General features: G+C 42.2%; 17 protein-coding genes. 5 read left to right on the top strand and 12 right to left on the bottom strand.

Going from position 1 to position 18719, the window contains the following annotated elements:
- Nucleotides 1-57 precede the first annotated feature (57 nt).
- From ACFPZG_RS03810 to ACFPZG_RS03835, 6 genes are all read right to left on the bottom strand, one after another.
- Nucleotides 58-828: an ABC transporter ATP-binding protein gene (locus tag ACFPZG_RS03810; RefSeq protein WP_283732760.1), complete on the bottom strand. Its 771-nt coding sequence runs from the start codon at nt 826-828 to the stop codon at nt 58-60.
- Complete coding sequence (locus tag ACFPZG_RS03815; RefSeq protein ID WP_317940257.1) at nt 818-1810, bottom strand: FecCD family ABC transporter permease; 993 nt, start codon at nt 1808-1810, stop codon at nt 818-820. Before ACFPZG_RS03815 ends, ACFPZG_RS03810 begins: the two co-directional genes overlap by 11 nt.
- Before the next feature lie 17 nt (nt 1811-1827).
- The gene (gene isdE / locus ACFPZG_RS03820; protein WP_317940258.1) at nt 1828-2706 is read right to left on the bottom strand and encodes a heme ABC transporter substrate-binding protein IsdE; all 879 of its coding nucleotides are present in this window, start codon (nt 2704-2706) and stop codon (nt 1828-1830) included.
- A gap of 24 nt (nt 2707-2730) precedes the next feature.
- The gene (locus ACFPZG_RS03825; RefSeq protein WP_283732761.1) at nt 2731-3702 is read right to left on the bottom strand and encodes an NEAT domain-containing protein; all 972 of its coding nucleotides are present in this window, start codon (nt 3700-3702) and stop codon (nt 2731-2733) included.
- 74 nt (nt 3703-3776) lie between these two features.
- A complete protein-coding gene (locus ACFPZG_RS03830; protein WP_317940259.1) occupies nt 3777-5240 on the bottom strand; it encodes an NEAT domain-containing protein in 1464 nt (487 codons plus the stop codon).
- Between the two features lie 3 nt (nt 5241-5243).
- Complete coding sequence (locus tag ACFPZG_RS03835) at nt 5244-5846, bottom strand: NEAT domain-containing protein (RefSeq protein ID WP_283732764.1); 603 nt, start codon at nt 5844-5846, stop codon at nt 5244-5246.
- 264 nt (nt 5847-6110) lie between these two features.
- On the opposite strand from ACFPZG_RS03835, the gene ACFPZG_RS03840 reads away from it, so the two are divergent.
- Complete coding sequence (locus ACFPZG_RS03840; RefSeq protein WP_283732765.1) at nt 6111-6278, top strand: acyltransferase; 168 nt, start codon at nt 6111-6113, stop codon at nt 6276-6278.
- Between the two features lie 76 nt (nt 6279-6354).
- Here ACFPZG_RS03840 and ACFPZG_RS03845 read toward each other — a convergent pair whose 3' ends face one another.
- Entirely contained in the window at nt 6355-7740 is a 1386-nt protein-coding gene (locus ACFPZG_RS03845; protein WP_283732766.1) for a S41 family peptidase, read from the bottom strand.
- A gap of 438 nt (nt 7741-8178) precedes the next feature.
- Here ACFPZG_RS03845 and ACFPZG_RS03850 point away from each other — a divergent pair, with 438 nt between their 5' ends.
- Nucleotides 8179-8400: a TM2 domain-containing protein gene (locus ACFPZG_RS03850; RefSeq protein ID WP_317940418.1), complete on the top strand. Its 222-nt coding sequence runs from the start codon at nt 8179-8181 to the stop codon at nt 8398-8400.
- 156 nt (nt 8401-8556) lie between these two features.
- On the opposite strand, the gene ACFPZG_RS03855 is transcribed toward ACFPZG_RS03850, so the two are convergent.
- From ACFPZG_RS03855 to ACFPZG_RS03865, 3 genes are all read right to left on the bottom strand, one after another.
- Entirely contained in the window at nt 8557-10353 is a 1797-nt protein-coding gene (locus tag ACFPZG_RS03855) for a S9 family peptidase (RefSeq protein ID WP_317940260.1), read from the bottom strand.
- Nucleotides 10354-11094: 741 nt separating this feature from the next.
- On the bottom strand, nt 11095-12438 hold the full coding sequence (locus ACFPZG_RS03860) for an S-layer homology domain-containing protein (RefSeq protein ID WP_283732770.1): 1344 nt from the start codon (nt 12436-12438) through the stop codon (nt 11095-11097).
- Nucleotides 12439-12605: 167 nt separating this feature from the next.
- Nucleotides 12606-13034, bottom strand: coding sequence for a VanZ family protein (locus ACFPZG_RS03865; RefSeq protein ID WP_283732771.1), 429 nt, complete (start codon nt 13032-13034; stop codon nt 12606-12608).
- Between the two features lie 219 nt (nt 13035-13253).
- On the opposite strand from ACFPZG_RS03865, the gene ACFPZG_RS03870 reads away from it, so the two are divergent.
- The 3 genes from ACFPZG_RS03870 (at nt 13254) to ACFPZG_RS03880 (ending at nt 16443) form a co-directional block, all read left to right on the top strand.
- The gene (locus ACFPZG_RS03870) at nt 13254-13901 is read left to right on the top strand and encodes a GGDEF domain-containing protein (RefSeq protein WP_283732772.1); all 648 of its coding nucleotides are present in this window, start codon (nt 13254-13256) and stop codon (nt 13899-13901) included.
- A 35-nt stretch (nt 13902-13936) separates the two neighbouring features.
- Nucleotides 13937-15583, top strand: a complete 1647-nt coding sequence (locus ACFPZG_RS03875) for a DUF4855 domain-containing protein (protein WP_317940261.1) — start codon at nt 13937-13939, stop codon at nt 15581-15583.
- Between the two features lie 143 nt (nt 15584-15726).
- Nucleotides 15727-16443, top strand: coding sequence for a 3-ketoacyl-ACP reductase (locus ACFPZG_RS03880; RefSeq protein WP_283732775.1), 717 nt, complete (start codon nt 15727-15729; stop codon nt 16441-16443).
- A 285-nt stretch (nt 16444-16728) separates the two neighbouring features.
- Here the strand turns inward: ACFPZG_RS03880 and msrA are convergent, their stop codons facing one another.
- Together msrA and ACFPZG_RS03890 are read right to left on the bottom strand one after the other, a co-directional pair.
- Complete coding sequence (msrA, locus tag ACFPZG_RS03885) at nt 16729-17388, bottom strand: peptide-methionine (S)-S-oxide reductase MsrA (protein WP_317940262.1); 660 nt, start codon at nt 17386-17388, stop codon at nt 16729-16731.
- 96 nt (nt 17389-17484) lie between these two features.
- A complete protein-coding gene (locus ACFPZG_RS03890) occupies nt 17485-18621 on the bottom strand; it encodes a plasmid pRiA4b ORF-3 family protein (RefSeq protein WP_283732776.1) in 1137 nt (378 codons plus the stop codon).
- Nucleotides 18622-18719 lie beyond the last annotated feature (98 nt).

Below are 18719 nucleotides of genomic sequence, written 5' to 3' on the forward strand. Positions count from 1 at the left end.
TGTCCAATCCCATTGAAAAAGGAAGCGATCCAAATATTGTTCGCTTCCTTTTTCACCTTAAATCCCAACTGGAACGATATACATCCCCGCTTGCTCATCATGCTTAACGACCACTTGCACGCCGTAGATCTCATTAATCGCATCAGCAGTTATAACATCCGCAGGGGCACCTTTCGCGGCAATCTTCCCGTCTTTCATCGCGATGATTGTATCGCTGAATTGGATTGCCTGGTTAATATCATGCAAGACCATGACGATTGTGATACCGTGCTGTTTATTCAACGAGCGAATGAGTTCAAGCAGCTCATATTGATAATATATATCGAGATACGTCGTTGGTTCATCCAAAAACAGATAGGGCGTCTTCTGGGTTAACGCCATGGCGATCCAGACGCGCTGCATCTGTCCACCGGATAACTCGTCAATCGGCGTCTTCCTTTTATCAAGCAAGTTGGTGCTGGTGAGTGCCCATTCAACCGCCTCTTCATCCTCTTTCGTCGATGAAGAGAAGAGATTTTTATAAGGGATCCGGCCGTAAGCTGTCAGCTTCTCCACAGTCATATCGGACGGGGCATTGTTTTGCTGATGGACGACGGCAAGCCTTTTCGCAAGTTCTTTTGGCTTGAAATCGGTCAACGACTTGCCGTCCAAAACGATTTCCCCCTCTTGAGGGCGATGGTGATTCGACAGGACACCAAGCAATGTTGATTTCCCGCATCCATTCGGACCGATGATCGTCGTCACTTTCCCAGTTTCGATAGCGCCGTTCACACCATGCAATGTATTCAACTTTTTATCGTAGGAAAACGTGACATCTTTAATTTCCATAAATACGATCACTCTTTCTCAACAAGAATATGAGGAATGGTCCACCGATTACCGCGACGATGATTGATGCGGGGATTTCATTCGGTGCAATCAATACACGTCCAAGCGTATCCGCAAGCAGGACTAAAAGCGCTCCAGCCAATGCGGAAAAAGGAATGAGCACCTTATGGTCATTGCCAACGAGCGTCCTCCCGATATGCGGAACGAGAAGTCCGACAAACGCAAACATACCCGCAACCGCCGTCGCGACAGATGCAAGCAACACGGCTATCAACGCAATAACGAACCTTGCGAGATTCACATTGACTCCCAAACTCTTTGCGGTTTTATCCTCGAGCGCCAAGTAATTGCACCATTTATAAACAAAAAAGGAAAGGAAAATCCCGATACTTCCATAGAGCATAATTACGTCTACATCGCTCCACTTCTTCATTGTCAACGTCGAAGTCGCCACCTGGCTCATTGACTGCGTAAGCCCTCCTCCGCTAAACCCAATCGCCTGGCTAAGTCCAGTGAACAGCGCATTGATCGCAATACCGATTAAGATCATCCGTAGCGGATCAAGTCCCGATTTCCAGGACAACGAATAGACGAGTAAAAACGCAAGCGCCCCGCCTAAAAATGCAAATAACGGCACGAAAAAGAACAATGTCGGAAAAACTGCAATGAGCAAAATGGACATGAAACTGGCACCGGCAGACACCCCGATGATACCGGGGTCAGCAAGCGGATTGCGCATGACCGCCTGCAGCAGCGCCCCAGCTACCGACAAAGCCGCACCCGCAAACACCGCTATCAAAATTCTTGGGAAGCGCAGATCCTTAATGATTTCAACGTCATCATTTGTACCTGTCAGCAATCCGTGCATCAATTCAAACGGCGTAACCGTAATGCTTCCCGTCAATGCCGATTTCACGAAAACAATTGCCAACAACGCAATAACGGCTATAAAACTGATCGTTTTTTTAGTTAACCAAGACATATTTCAACCTGCCTTCTTCATTCAGGAAAAAGCATTTTCTGCAACTCACCAAGCGCCTCTACCGCCGCCAAGTTGCCTGTCGTACCGAATAATTGCTCCTTCAGGTCGTAAACACGACCATTCTTCACGGCATTAAAATGCTTCCATACATCATTCGAATTGAATTCCTTATCGAACATATCTATTACCTGCTCGGGCATTCCGTGCGCGGCCCTCAAAATGATGTCCGGATTCGACTGCTGTAAATATTCCGTATTAGAGGATAAAAACTCTACATCCTCGCCAGTAATCACATTCACGCCGCCAGCGCGTTTCACAAGGTCACCAATATAGGAATGCTCAGTTGCAACCAAATAACTTCCAGGAATCCCAAGCAGAATCAATACAGTCGGCTTCTCTTTCCCTTCAGAAGCTGCTTCGATTTCAGCAACCTTCTCCTCGAACTGAGCTACTAAGGCTTCTGCCTGCTGCAAGCGATCGTATTTCTCACCGATGCGCAAGATTTCTTCATGCATTGCGTCGATACTTTCTAAATTCGCATACGTCATATTGATACCACGTTCATCAAACATCTCTTGCAAATCATATTTCAACGTTGTCACTGAAAAGATTTCCGTCGGTTTCAATGAAAGAAGTGTCTCCATATCTGGGCTCATCGGATTGCCGACCTCTTTCGCATCGGCATATCTTTCAGGCAACTCTTTATAGCTCGAAGGTACGCCAACTAAATCAATCTCAAGCGCATCCATAATTTCAGTCAATGCGACGGTTGTCGCAACAATCCGATCGCCTTCCCCTACGTGCGGCGTCTGTCCGACAACTTTGTCGTTGTTAGATGAACAGCCCGCTATAATTACAAGGAACAACAATCCGACTAAGCCGATTACCTTTTTCATTTCTGTACAACTCCTTGCGCGCACTTATTTACGAGCGCGTTTCTTCATAACTGCAAATGCAATGCCGCCTGCTACAACTGCGAATATCACTACAAGCACGATGAACAAGGACTTGTTCGAACTATCCTTTTCAACGACAACCTCGTCTGCAACAGCCTCTTCTTGCGCAGTTTCCTCTATTGAAGCTTCTTTTAGTTCATCCGCGGATTCTTCAAGTTCTTCTTCCACTGTTAGTAGTTCATCTTCTTCGTCTTTCAATACATCATCAGATTCTTCCGAGTCAACTTCATCTTCCTTTGTCAAAGGCTTCTCCGACTTCTTGTCTTTTTCAGTCTCGGTTTTATTTGCCGTCTCGGTTTTATTCACAGTTGGTTCATTCTTGGAAACTTCTTTTTTCTCGACTGGTTTTTCAGTCTTCTGTTCAGTAGACTTCTGCACTGGCTTAACTTCATTCTTCACTTCGGGTTTCGCTTCAGGCTTCGTTTCCGGTTTCGTTTCCGGTTTTGTCTCCTTAGCAGGCTGCGTCACTGGCTTTTCAACAGGTGCCGGTGGAATGGAAGATGTGTTGAAAACAAGTCGGATATCATATTTATTGTCATATCCCTCTAATCCTGGAATCCCCGTTACAATGATGTGAATTTTCGCGTTTACTGTTTGTGAAATGTCTTCAACATCAAATTTGACGATTCGTTTGTCGTTCGCTTCGCTCACAACCTGCACATCTTTTCCCTGAACCTTAAAGTATTGCCACCATGAACTATTGTTCAATGTGACAGTTACTGTCGCCTTGCCATTCTGCATTTTCACTTTTGCAGGACTCACCATATAGTCAACAGTCGCCGATTCTTCATTCGAATTTGCCTTTAAGACTGAGAAAGGAAGGGTATAATCACCATCAGCGTATGTCGTGCCCGCTGCATGCATTTGACCTGTAATAGGAATTGATAGTGCAAGCAGCAACGCAATTACCATCGAAAAGAGTGTTTTCTTTTTCATCTTAAACTCCTTTATTCATATACAGACAACGCCGGCTGTCACTGTAGGTGCGACGCCGGCAATTGAATGTAAAATTATTTAATTACTTCAAGCATTTTGTAGACCATTTTAGAAGCATGTGCACGAGTTGCGCTGTCTTTAGGTTGGAACACCTTCTTGCCGTCTACAGTGCTTCCGTCAATGATGCCAAGGCCAGCAGATAGTGTTACAGCTGTTTTAGCATAGTCATTGATGCGACCAGCGTCTGCAAATACTACATTTGTATTAACATCCTTAAGAACGGATGCATTTTTGTATTCAATTGCGCGAATGATCATTGCCGCCATCTGTTCACGCGTAATCTCTTCATTGGGACTAAATTTGCCATCGTTTTTCCCTAAAACGATGCCTGCACGGTTTGCAGCTTCAATTTCTTGAACAATCGTTTTCATATCTTTAGTAACATCAGAGAATGTACCTGTAGCTTCTTGTGTTGGAAGTTTCAAGGCACGAGCAATTACCATTGCAAATTGAGCTCTTGTAATCTTATCGTCCGGAGCAAAAGTTTCTGCTGTTTTCCCTTTAAGGATTTCTTGTTCAGCAAGTGCTACAATATATTCTTTTGCGAAAGAATTATTGATGTCTTTAAATGAAACAGGAGCTTTCTCAGCACCTACCGGCGTGATTGTTTTTGTATCAAATGCAAGGCGCACTACATGATTACCTGTATAATTTGCTGAAGCAACATGAACAGTCACTTTCGCATTCATGATTTGATTAAGGTCCGCCACTTCAAATGAAACCGTGCGGATGTTTTCTTCTACATTCACCGCTACAACTTTCGCATCAATGAATTCACCGTTTTGTTCCACTTGGAATCCTGTAACTTGTTCATTATTCGTCAATTTAACAGTAACGATATTCTTACCGTCTTTCACAGTCAATGTTGCATTTGTTTCCATATGTCTTGCCATGCTAGAAGCTTTATCTTCCTTTTCATGCAATGGCGTGAAGTCAATTGTATAGTTGCCTTCTTTTATAGTAGTTGCTGGTTTATCTGTTTCTTCCTCTTTTGACACGTTTTCTTTATCAGCAGGTACATTGCTTCCGTCAAATTGGAAACGGATATCATGTACTGTGTCATATGTGCCCATTCCTGGAATTCCAGTAACGATAATATGAGCTTTCGCACTCAGTATCTTTTTAACATCTTTAATTTCAAACTTAACAAGTCTTGTTTTTGCTTCTTCATCTTCACTAACAACTTCAACAGCAACAAATTCATTGCCATCTTGGATTTTCATAGATTGCCAGTATTGGCTATTCAACAATGTCATATAGGCAATTGTCTTTCCATCCTCAATTTTGATTTGTGCAGGACTTTCCACATGTCGCCCAGCAGCCGACACTTCGTCTTTATCTGCTTGAAGTACTGTAAATGGAAGTTCATATGTTTGCTGGTCTTGCGCATTCACTTCAGCCGCGGCTGATGGTAGTGCAGGCACTGCTGTAAACAGTACAAGAATAGCTGTTAAAAGCATTATCAAATTTTTCTTCATTCTTTAACTCTCCTTTGAGTTCTTTTTCTTAGATCGCAACAATCGGAATGCTACAACAGCAACCACTGCAATCGCTATGTAAATAAAAGTATTTCCTGTATCGCCTTCGGACTCGGTTTCACCTAACCAACCCGTATCCGTCATTTCAGCGGAATCAAGATTGATAGCAGCCCGGACTGTATAGGCATGGTTGTAAGCCGGCTCCATTTCCTCAATTTCAACACGCATTTTTAGCAGAAATGGCTCTGAAAGATCACTATCAATCTTAAATTCAACGACGCGTAAATCCGCTTCATCATCCCAACCGATAACATTTACATCTACGAAGTCATCGTCATTCTGCGCTTTTAACTCCTTCACCCAGTTGCTATGATTCACGGTTAACTGCATGTATGCGTCTCCGTCCTTCACTTTAAGCAACGCAGGTTTCACAAAATAATCGTTTGCAATGGACACGGAGTCACTATCGGCTTGCAACAACTCGTATTCAACCGTATAAAGGCCATCATCCAAAGAAGCCGCAAAAGCGCTCGTTCCATTCACTATAAAAAAGAAAGAAAGCAGTAACATAACCGCCAAATTCTTAACTATTTTGCTATTAGCCAACCCCTCACCTCTTCCAATGAGAACAGTTATCATTACCTCTCCAATAATATCTCACAAACTATTAATTTAACAGGCATTTTCTCAAGCTTCACATATCGTTCACAAAATAATGACAAGTAATTGAAGCACGATGGGTTCTATTTGCAATATTTCTGTTTACCTTTCCGCCACACATTAAATAACGCCCTTGAATACTACCATCCTCATAATTCCCAATGAGTTGTAATAAATTAACTAACAACAAAATTCCAGGGGGAGGGTAATTTGAATTTTGACAGTTTACTCGATAAACTTTTAGGGCAACGTGAACTCATCCATGAAGTAGAATGTGCTGTTTGCGGTGGGTTTGAGGCTTATTATCGTGATCCGTTTACTAAGGAGAACTTGGGGCGAGCATGTGAATTTTGCGGAGAACTTCAAGCATTTGATTAAGCGTCGTACCTATCGGATAATAAAAGCGGGAGGTCAACCAAGCCTTGCCAGGTTGACCTCCCATTTTCTTGACCACCTATTCAACAACTACCTTCAAGTAAATCCCATTTCCCATCATAACCCCGGACTTATCCTTCCACAGAGGGTGTACGACCAATAAATAATCTTTACCCGAAATCATCGGTGAAACGGGCGTTACTTCCACTGTTCTTCCGTCCTTTACGGCGACACGGACTTCAGCTTCTTCTCCACCAAGCTCAATCAATTGAATTGCACGTTCATCCAAACGGCTCCAATCCATATCCTTGCTCATGCGAATGGTAAATGTCTTTGTCGTTTTCACATTTTCCATTACCGGAAATGGCGAATAGCCGGCAAACTTATATAGAAGCTGGTCATAATGTGCTGTATTCACTTCTTCATTGGTAGCCGTCACTACGTCTGGCGTCACACCGACTTTATCAACGGCAATCCCCTTTGGTGAAAAAAATCGGGCAGTCGTCAATTTCAAAACGCTTCCGTCCTGGAAAGCAAACATTGATTGCGCTGTGCCCTTACCATAGGAAGTTTGTCCGAAAATCTTCGCAGCATTTTGTTCTTTCAAATTAACCGCAAGCATTTCCGACGCACTTGCACTATATTCATTGATTAGCAATGACACGGGACTCTTAATCTTTATTTCCTGATTAACAGAACGATAGATTGCCGGAGTCTTATTTTTCTCTCGAATTTGGAACGCCTGCGACACATTAGGGAAAAATCCCGCGATTTCCTGTGCGGCCGTAATATAGCCTCCACCATTATTCCGGATATCTAAAATTAAACCATCCGTGTCGCCAAGGGTATTAATCGCCTCAGCCATCTCCTTCGCTGAATTAGTCGCGAAACTATTTAACCGGATATACCCGATATTCCCACCAAGCATTTCCGATTCGACCGTCGGCAAATGGATTTCCGCACGTTTAATCGTCTTTGTAATTGGAAGGCTATTTCCGCGTTCAATCGTCAAAGTGACTGACGTATTTTCCTCTCCACCAATCAACGGAACTACGGCTTGGACAGATTTCCCTGTTAACGATATTCCATTCACTCTGGTGATCACATCGCCCGGAAGCAGACCCGATTTGAAAGCGGGACCATCCTTTATTACCGAAATCACCTTTACGCCCTTATCACTTTCCTCCAACACAACGCCAATCCCAACGATACGCTGCTCGATTCCGTTAATAAAAGCCTCATATTCCTGTTTCGTCATATAGATTGAATGCGGATCCAGTCCATCAACAATCTCTTTTGCTGATTCTTTTAAGAGAACATCATCCGGAACCTCGTCAACATAATATTCTTGAATCAGCTGTCGAATCGCATCCAACGGCTCCGCTGCTGCCGCCTGAGTAAACGGCATCATGACAAAAAGGAGTGTAAGTAGTGCAATTAAAGGCTTCATAGGTCTTTTAATCAAGTCGATATCCTCATTTCTTGGTGATGTTTCTACTATTATACTAATTCAATTTACAATCGCACATCTTTTTTGTTTCATACTCTTCCGAATTTATAGTGTATTTTGTATTACTGAATGATATGATAAATTATAACTATGGGATAATTTTTGAAGGGGGAATAAATTATGATAAATTGTTATATACATACTGATGAATTGTCAGTGGGGACTTGTGTTGGTTGTGGCAAATTCATCTGTGCAAATTGTAATACTGAATTAAAAGGGAAAAATTACTGTAAAAGTTGTGTAGATGAACTTTTTGACGATAATAAGAAAAAAATTGAACGGTTAGAAGATAATATGAACAATAAACAGCCAATGGTATTTATGAACGCTGGCGGTGGTTCATCCTCTTCTAGCTCAAGTGCAGCCACAGCTGTTAGTAATGATGGTGGATATATGAGATATACTAAAAGTAAAACAGCGGCAGGACTTTTAGCAATCTTTTTCGGCGGACTAGGAATCCACAAATTTTACTTGGGTAGATGGGGATGGGGGATTATCTATCTATTATTTTGTTGGACGTACATTCCGGCTTTAATAGGACTTATAGAAGGTATTATCTATCTTGTATCAAACCCACATAACTTTGCAAGAAAGTATGAACCAGGATATCGCTGAAAGAATATTAATTTCGAATCTCCTTGGTAATGGCAATGAATCAGTAATTGAAATATACTTAGGCTGCTCTTAAAACTTGGATGCAGCCTATTATTGTTTTAATGAACAGGATGCTTTTAATGAAAAAAAGCCAACCATAAAGGTCGGCCTAATCCCTTAAACTTTCAGCCCCGCATAAAGATACCGCTCAAAAAACTCAACTGTCTTCGTGTGCATTGTAATATGATTTTCTATCTTTTCCGTCTGATGGCCTTCATCTTCGAAAATGACCATCTCAACTTCCCTGTCCAGTTTTTTCAGATCCGCAACAATCTGCTCCGCCTCGCTGACCGGAACGCGTGAATCATTCCTTCCATGGAACACTAATAAAGGGGCAGTGATTTTATGCGTTAGATTGATCGGCGCGGTTTCTTCGAAGAAATCACTATGTTCTGTTAGCGTTCCGTACTCATACTCGCGCAAGTACCTTCTCCATACACCAGTATTCGTTAGGAATGTTTTTAAGTTCGACATACCGACGATATCTACTCCCGCTGCCCACAAATCCGGATACTGAGTCAACGCGGACAATACCATGAATCCTCCGTAACTTCGACCCATGATGCCAATTTTATCCGGCACTACTTGATGGGCATCAACTAAAGCCCCCGCCAAACTTGCCAAATCCGCCACAGCATCAAGCCGCTTGTCCGCATCATCCAATTTCAAAAAAGTCCTACCATACCCGTTGCTTCCGCGGATATTCGGAACCGCCACCGCGAATCCTTTGTAAACAAGATATTGCAAAACAGGGTTATACTCGGCTCTCGACTGCGCTTCTGGACCGCCATGAACGTAAATTACGGCAGGCTTTGACTGATCGCCATCCTGGTTATAGAAGAAGTAAGGAACCTCCAAACCATCAAAGGATTTATAGGAATAAAGTTCAGGCTCCCTCCAATAATCGCCGACTGTTTCCGATTGCCCGATGAACGTCTGGCGCTCCACCTTTTTCGTAGATACTGTATATTTCCAAATATCTCCCGGGTTCGTCGGAGTTTTCATTGTGAATAAAAATGAGTCATTCGCCAGCCACGACATTGAACCGATAACACCGTCAGGAAGCGAATCAATCAGTTCGTAAGTTTGGGTTTTCGGGTAATAAATCCCGAGCCTCGTGATGCCGCCTTCATTAAGTGTAAAAGATAACGAGTCGCCATCAGGTGAAAGTGCAATTTCCTCCATATCCCACTTCTCCCAATGAAGCAACTTTTCAAGATGTCCAGGGTTATCCAGCGTGAACTTGCATAAATGAAGTGTATCTTCATTCGTATCCGTAAGGACATATCCCTCGTCATTCCCGACCCTCGGCGAGTTCATCCGAGCAAGCACATCTTCATTGCCAAGGCGCACTTTCTCTTTTGTCCGGGTATTTACGAGATAAATGATTCGATCAATATTTGTCTCCATCATGCTGACAAATAGGAATTCATTATCAAGCCACCCAAGCGGGGTGCAATTCGCATCATGTGTAAATACCTGCTCCACTTCCCGAGTTTCCACATCGATAATAAACACATCGAACTGACCAGGATGACGACGGTTGCTGGAATAAGAAAGATAACGACCATCCTTCGACCAACCACCAACATAATGGAAATGATCCTTCGATTCCACAAGAACTTCCGGATCCTTACCCGTCGGTCCCACAATATACAATTGCTGCTTTTCATTCCCCTTACTGTCAATCCCGACTACCGTCCGATCACCGGTTGGCGAATGATACACGCTCAAAACACGGTCATGCGTCTCTATGAATTGAACCGGCTCCCCATTTGAATCTAACTTCCAAACTTGCGGAATCCCCGTGAGTTTCGATAAAAATGTAAACGTCCCCGTTCCCGGAATAACCTTCGCTTCATACGCAGAATTAACTTTCAGAAAATCCAACAATACCTTTTCTTCATCAGACATGTATTCTCCCCCATTCACTTTCTAAATAATTTCAAGAGTCTATCAATTCTATAATAGTTTACCATTCATGGGGTGATAGTCACAACCTAAAGCACCACAAACAAAAAAGAGCCAGCTAATAATGACTTCCCGTTGACACACCATGACTTCCCATAGAACACCTATAACTTCCCGTTAACGCACCATGACTTCCCATAAAACATCGATAACTTCCCGTTAACGCACCGTGACTTCCCATAGAGCATCGATAACTTCCCGTTGACACACCATGACTTCCCATAGAACATCAATAACTTCCCGTTGACGCATCATGACTTCCCATAGAACATCATTAACTTCCCGTTAACGCACCATGACTTCCCATAGAACATCTATAACTTCCCGTTAACGCACCATGACTTCCCATAGAACATCTATAACTTCCCGTTGACACACCATGACTTCCCATAGAACATCAATAACTTCCCGTTGACGCATCATGACTTCCCATAGAACATCATTAACTTCCCGTTAACGCATCATGACTTCCCATAGAACATCTATAACTTCCCATTGACGCATCATGACTTCCCATAGAACATCATTAACTTCCCGTTAACGCATCATGACTTCCCATAGAACATCGTTAACTTCCCGTTGACGCATCATGACTTCCCATAGAACATCATTAACTTCCCGTTAACGCATCATGACTTCCCATAGAACATAAAACCCCTCGCCATCGGCAAGGGGTTGTCCTGATTACTTTTTCAATTGTTCCACCCGGTGAATGAAAATCGCCATATCTCCACGTGTGATGGAGTTGCTTGTACCAAATAGCGTCTCAGTTGTTCCCTGGGTGATATTGTACTTCACAAGTGCTTTTACGGCAGCACTATATTTGTCTGACACATCATTGAATTGAATAGTTGTATCTGCTCCGTCAAGTTTGTAAGCTTTCGAAAGAATCAAGGCCATTTCGCCTCGTGTTAGCTCGGCATCCGAACCGAAAATCGTTTTCGATTCGCCTTCCATAATTCCTTTTTCGACGAGTATATTTACTGCATTCGCAGCACGTGCCGGTACATCTTTAAATCCTGCATCTTTTACAAATGTCGTGTCTAAATTCAACGCCTTCACGACCAAGACTGCAGCATCCACTCGCTTAATTTTCGCATAAACACCAAATTCAGTTTTGGAAAATCCTTGTGTAATTTTATTTGCCACAAGGTAATCGACAGCTGCTTTGTATCGATCCGCAACATCTAAGAATGCAAGAGCCTGTGTCGGCCCAACATTATCTTTCGGTTCAGTCTCATTATCTACCGTTCCGAACAGTGCTTGGAGTGTATAAACTCCCGTGCTATCGCTATAACGAACCTGTTCTACTCCGATAAAATAAGTCCCTTTTTCCAAGTTAGCAAGCTGACTCAGCTTAGAAGGCTCGCCATTCTTACCGCCTTTAACCTGCTCACTGAACAATGCTTTTCCATTGCCATCGAATAACGAAATATTCACTTCATCTAAATAAGAGCTAAAATTCAACTTCAGCTTACCTGCTGTCTTCAACTCTACTTTGAAGAAGTCCGCAGTATCATTCAAGCTAATGAAACCACGAAGGGGCTCGGCATCGAGTTTTAAATCCTTTGCAAGTTCAATCGCATTATTCGGCTCAAGTTCCTGATTTTTAGCAGGAATAAACTTATTCGTCACCGTAAAAATACCTGATTCTTTTTTAATATACGCACCGTCACTAATTTTTATAAGATAGGTTCCCTTCTCCAAGTCGAGCGACTTGATCCATTTGGAAGCCTCAAGCAACGTTCCATCATACGATTTATCTTGATAAATAATATTCCCTAACATATCTTCCAGCGTAATTAACGTAATATCGATACGCGAATCTACGCTGAGTGTCAATGTCCCGGATTCTTCTAAAGGAAGCAAATAAGTATTCTCTTTACCACCAGGAATAATTTTCCCTGTTTCGGCGCTATTTGGAATAAAAACAACTTGCTCATTCGCTTTCGCAATATGATTGGTCAAAAGCGTCAGCGCAAAAACCGTCAGTAAAAGCGCTAACTTGCGCAGTACTCTATTTTTCATTTTGTCTCCTCTTTCTATTTAGTTTTCTATTAATATAGTATACCATCAAATAGTGTCGGAAATAGTAGAATTTTGAATGAAAAGGTAATATACCCTCCCAATAAAAAAACCCCTTCATTTGCAGAAGGAGTATCATTTACAAATTATTTCCCCACGGCGTAGTGGGTTTACGCTTCACTCTGCCTAGTAATAATATATCCCCTTAATAGGAAATGACAAACCGCAAAACTTACAAATATCCCGATAAAATCTATCCCAACATCATAAAACCTTCCATTCCTCCCGAAAAACAACTGCATGATTTCTGTAATCAAGGCAAAAACCGTACATATGATCAATGATTTCTTTTCTTTTTGGATTGATGAGAGAACTAAAATATACATGATTCCAAACGCAGTCATATGGCCGAATTTCTGAATCCAAAAAAACCTGCTCGTCCAATTAAAGTCGGTTGTGATCAACAGATCTGCGAATGTCGGGTCGAATAATGGGGTGAAGTGAATAACTTGATTATACAAAAATGCATGAGCGCTATATGTACAACCTGCGACCAATATGAAGAATATCCAAATTAACGTCAGTGTCCGTGTAAACAATAGAAGAACCTTCCTTTCAACGATAACGTTGAAAACAGCATTGACCAATTTAGTGGGTTTTATATAGAGGGGAATTTATTTTTGGGGATAGTCCCGGCTACCTTATAACGTATACCACCATCAATTAACCTACATTACCTAAATATACTTATTTACTCCTACACAGCCATATTTTCTGTGGTATTATACCTTATGAATATATGAAAACAGGTGAAATTCTTGAGATTTAATGGTCGGATCATTGCGATTGGGGTCGTCGGTTTATTTAATGTAATGCGTTATTTTTATTATCATCAGTATCTAAATTTACCTTTTAAAGCGGATTTTTTTATTTTAACTACATTTTTCTTAATCATAGCCTTGTGGGGTGGGAAACAGTTTGATCGGGTTAAGTATTTCTCTGAAAAAGACCCTCTAACAGATACTTTTAACCGGCGGACGATTGAACGGTTTTTTCAAAGAAACGCTAAAGTATGTGATAAGAATGGTAAAAAGTTAGGCGTTATTTTAATCGATATTAATGATTTTAAAGCTATCAACGATACATACGGTCACCATAAAGGCGATGAACTGTTGACCGAAATCGCTACAAGCCTGAAAAAGTCAGTTGATAAGAAGGATTTGGTCGCAAGATGGGGCGGCGATGAATTCTTGATTCTTGTACCTAATTGTACAGATGGGTTTAGAGCGGAATATATTAAAAATCTTCACCAAGCTTTTGAAGAGCACTTGGACGGTTTCCCAACTGTAAGGGCATCAATAGGATTTTCGATATATCCGGGAGACGGACAAAATTTCCAAGAATTAGTACAAAAAGCTGATGAGGCAATGTATAGAGATAAAAAAGATTGTGCGCAAGCGGTCTAATTTCAACTAAAATAGCAACAAGAAAGGAAGAAACAATGAAACCACTCAAACTTTTTACTGCATTCATACTTAGCTTCTTTTTATTGGCAAATACCGCAGCCGCTCAAAGTTTTCAGGATGTCCCAACAGATCATTGGGCGCATGATGAAATTCGCTTTTTGACGGATAAGCAAGTCATACGCGGATTTTCGGATGGTTCATTCAAACCACTTACTGTTTTAACGAGAAAAGACGCGGCTGTCATGCTTGTGCGTGCTCTAAAGCTGCCAACTATCCAGCAGCCACAAGTAAAACCCGCTGATTTGAAGCCGACGATGGGTGGGTATTCGGAAATGATGATAGCGGCGAATAAAGGTTTCTTCACCGTTACAGGAAACCGTTTCAACCCGAATCAGCCACTCACTCGCGATGAGATGGCTAAGGCGCTCGCCGTTGCATATGGGTACAACGGAAAAGGCACTTCTTTCTTTAAAGATGTGGCGAAGGGCAATCCATATTACAAGTTTATCGATGGGATTGCAGAAAATGGAATCACGACAGGTTATTCAGACGGTACATTTAAGCCGACTGTCGCCGTTAACCGGGCACAGTTTTCGACATTCCTCAAACGCGTCTACGATAAACCACATGAATATAGTGTGAAAAAAGATGGACGCATTTTAAAAACTTTCACGGATGAGACTGCCGCCATATCGTATGCAGTGAGCCAGGCCGGTTCGACAGTTCATCCGGTCAGTAATTCACTAATGAAATATGAGCAAAGGCCTGTCAACTTAAAGGCTACGGGAATAAAAAATGGTGTTTTGATTTACAGCGGTTCTGAAAAAGAGGCATTCGACAAGGACTTCTATGCACCTTACCTTGCCAAAGGGGACTCGACCTTTTTCGATACATTTATAGTTATGGGTAGACAATATCCTAATGGGGAATTTCAAGAAACTCCTAAAAACCTTGCGAATTACAGTGACTGGAAATGGTTTGCAGATAAACTTTTCTCACCTTCTGGCCCATTACGCCCATTGAATGAAGCTGCCGTGGAGGCAAATAGAAAAGCGAAAGTCTATATCGGAATTCCATATCCAAAACGCAATGGTAACTTGATTGACCTAAACGGTAAAAAGCTGCCCAACACACTCGATAATCGCAAACAAATGGTGAACTGGTACATTTCAACTGTCGAGCAGCAGTGGAAGCGCGCAGGATTGACCAACTTAACACTTACTGGATATTACTGGGTGAATGAAACCGTAATTCATGCAGATGACGAACTGTTAGTTACGGATACAGCTGCAGCTATCCATAAACTGAATAAGAAATTCATTTATGCGCCACATGCACGCACGACTAATTTCGGTAACTGGAAATACTACGGATTCGATGGTGCATACTTGCAGCCAAACACCTTCCGACTAAACCTCGGTGATCCGAAAGCAAAGCTGCATAAAGCTTTTCTCGAAGCGCAAATCAAAGGAAGCAGCATCACATTGGAAATTGACACCTATTCCCCACATCAAATAGGAGCCGGCTTACCAAACTTCGAAACCTATTTGGAGTTTGCAAAACGCTATGATTTACAAGGCTTCCTTCTCTACCAAGGGACGGAAATGGTCTATCGGATGGGCACGATGAAAAATGATGCATATCAAAAAGCGTATGAGGAATTATGGGACTTTATGGAGTAAGGATTGATTTGAAGGAGCCAATTTCCAATCGGAAACTTGGCTTCTTTTTTCTTCTGACCGAACTTTCCCATAAATCGTTTCTATAGGATGAAGTGTGGCTGTTTGTTATACTACATGTCAATGTAATGAAAGGAGATTTGATTATGCAAAATATATCTGGCAAAAATGCGATTATTACTGGGGCTGGGCGTGGAATCGGTCGTGCAACAGCAATTGCCTTCGCGAAAGAAGGCATTAACGTAGGTTTAATCGGGAAAACTGCTGCCAACCTTGAAAAGGTCGCTGAAGAACTAAGTGAATTTGGTGTAAAAGTTTCGTTTGCTGCTGCAGACGTGTCCGATAATGAATCCGTAATCGCTGCTGTCGAGCATGTAAAATCGGAGCTTGGACCAATTGATATTTTAATTAATAATGCCGGAATCGGTAAATTCGGCAAGTTCCTTGAACTCACTCCTGAGGAATTCAAACAAATAATCGATGTCAACTTGATGGGCATGTACTACGTCACACGCGCAGTGCTGCCAGAAATGATCGAACGACAAACAGGCGATATTATCAATATCTCCTCAACAGCTGGGCAAAAAGGTGCGCCTGCTACAAGTGCATACAGCGCTTCGAAATTTGGTGTATTGGGACTCACAGAATCACTTATGCTTGAAGTCAGAAAGCACAACATCCGCGTGACGGCATTAACACCAAGCACAGTGGCAACTGACTTGGCAATCGAAGGGAATCTCACTGATGGAAACCCTGAGAAAGTCATGCAACCTGAGGATCTTGCAGAAGTAATGGTTGCACAATTAAAGCTACATCCAAGAATCGTACTGAAATCGGCTGGACTTTGGTCGACAAATCCTTAATAAATTGGAAAAAGACCCTGATTGGGTCTTTTTTTTTTGATTAGTTCTCGTAGAATCGCTTTGACTTCCCATTGAACGGCGAAGACTTCCCATGGAATCGCTATAACTTCCCATTAAACACGGGTGACTTCCCATAGAAGCACTATAACTTCCCATTAAACACGGAGAACTTCCCATAGAAGCACTATAACTTCCCATTAAACACGGAGAACTTCCCATAGAAGCGCTATAACTTCCCATTAAACATGGAAGACTTCCCATAGTAACACTTCATCTTATCTACCGTCACCATTTCATTTGCCGGAATAGATCCGACAACACCCTTTTAGCCTCCACATCAATTTCCCAATCTGCAATCTCCTCCAGCAAACTATCCTTAGATCGGAAACCCTTAACAAATCCATTCAAGCGGGCGGCAAACGTAGAGTCTAAAAGCTCGTCCGCCCCACGATAAAGCCCTCCCAATTGCTCCAATGCCTTCGGATATCTCTTCAAATAATATTTCTGATGACGTTCTTCCGCTAACGTAAAGCCTGTAAGCTCTGCTATATCTGTTTCAATCGATTCACCAAGTTCCTCTTCCATTTCCCGCTTCACTATCTCAGCAAGCTCAAGCTGTTTATCGTCATGACAACGTAGTAAAGATAAATACTGCCGCCCTTTATATTGATCGCGATTCGGATAATGATTCCTCCAAAAGTGTCGTAGGACATCCTCATACCGCAAAATCTTCGGGTCAAAATCAATCTCCACAGTCTCCGTATGATCGCCCATTTGCCGATAAGTCGGGGACGGCGTTGTCCCGCCCGTATAACCGACCCGCGTCCGAATTACACCTGGTAAACTTCCAAAACGGGCTTCTGGTCCCCAAAAACAACCCATTCCAAACGTAGCGGTCTCCAAATCAGACTTATAAAGCCCTTTTTCAATTGCTTCAATCCCCATATGGATTCACCTTTCCTCGGAGCTTTTTCCTGATCATATTATTAAACACTGAGCCATTTCTCCATCCAGCCCCTGAATGAACCCAGCATTAACAACCTAATATCTCCTCAATCTCCCATTCACCAATCCCATATCAAACTCACGGTACAACTGCATCCTTGCCCAACTCTTCATAGACTCATATTCGGGATTTGAGGGATCGCTCATGATTTTCAGGAAATTATCAAATCCAGGCTCACCTCCGCAATCTTCCGGTGGTGCTGTTCCCTCACCTTCTAAACAAACTGGTGATTGGAGATCATCCCTTGTCACAATCTCTTCGATGAAAATTTCGTGCTTCCATTCATCACCATAGTCGTAGATATATTTCATATAAGTATGTGGTGGAATGAAATCGGTAAGCAGAAGTCCCTTTTCTAACTTCACTTCAACATCACCCGAGTAGGCAACCGCCTCTTCATTCATTACAATATTCAACATCGGCCGGTATCCATACGAAGTGTAGGTTGGCGAGTGTTCAAATTCAGGTTCATCCGTTTTTGATTCATCATATAAGTAAAATTCATGCAAATGATAATCATGCCAGTCGAACGCAATTTGCAAAATCCGGTGCATCTCATAAAATGAAGTGTCAAGCGGTACTAACAGCCTTCTCCAAATGGAGTGTTCCCCCAATTGCATCGAGACTTTCATGACAGCAGCTCTTGTTTTAAAAACCGGGCCTTCAACAAGAGATTTCAAGTCCTTGAATAATTCCTTATACGGGTAAGTGGATGGTGAATTTCCACCACCGCCCAATAACCGGCTCGCATTCTTGCTTACATTCGTATTGATTAGCAACGCCTTGTCCATTTCCCGAGAATAAAACCAAACATTATCAACGGCTTTATTCAGTCTTGCAACCAGTGAACGGTTTTTCGTTTTATGAAACGTTACAGCCCCTGCCGCACTAATATATTGTTCGATAACCTCATCGCTTAAGCGCTCCGACTTGAATGTTTTCCGAATCGCTTCCACAATCAACCCATCCAAGACTTTCAAGTCCTTCGCTTTTAATCCATACAAAACAATCGTGTATCGGTTGTTGTCATTCATCAGCACAATGGTTTTCCGTCGATCAATGACGAGCAAATTTGCATGCCACGAAAAAAGTGGATTTTCTTCTTCACCCGTATCCGCTTCCGGCTTAAACGGTATTTCGTCAAACAGCTTTTTCGTCGAATGAATTCTCATTTCTTCACGCCTTTCACACTTTTCATTTAGCCATACTGTAAGTGTATGGAAGTGAAGAGGATACTTCAATCGTTGAATCTCGCCAGGGTCTTACATTG

The organism is Sporosarcina thermotolerans (assembly GCF_042658975.1).
Classification (GTDB): Bacteria; Bacillota; Bacilli; order Bacillales_A; family Planococcaceae; genus Sporosarcina; species Sporosarcina thermotolerans.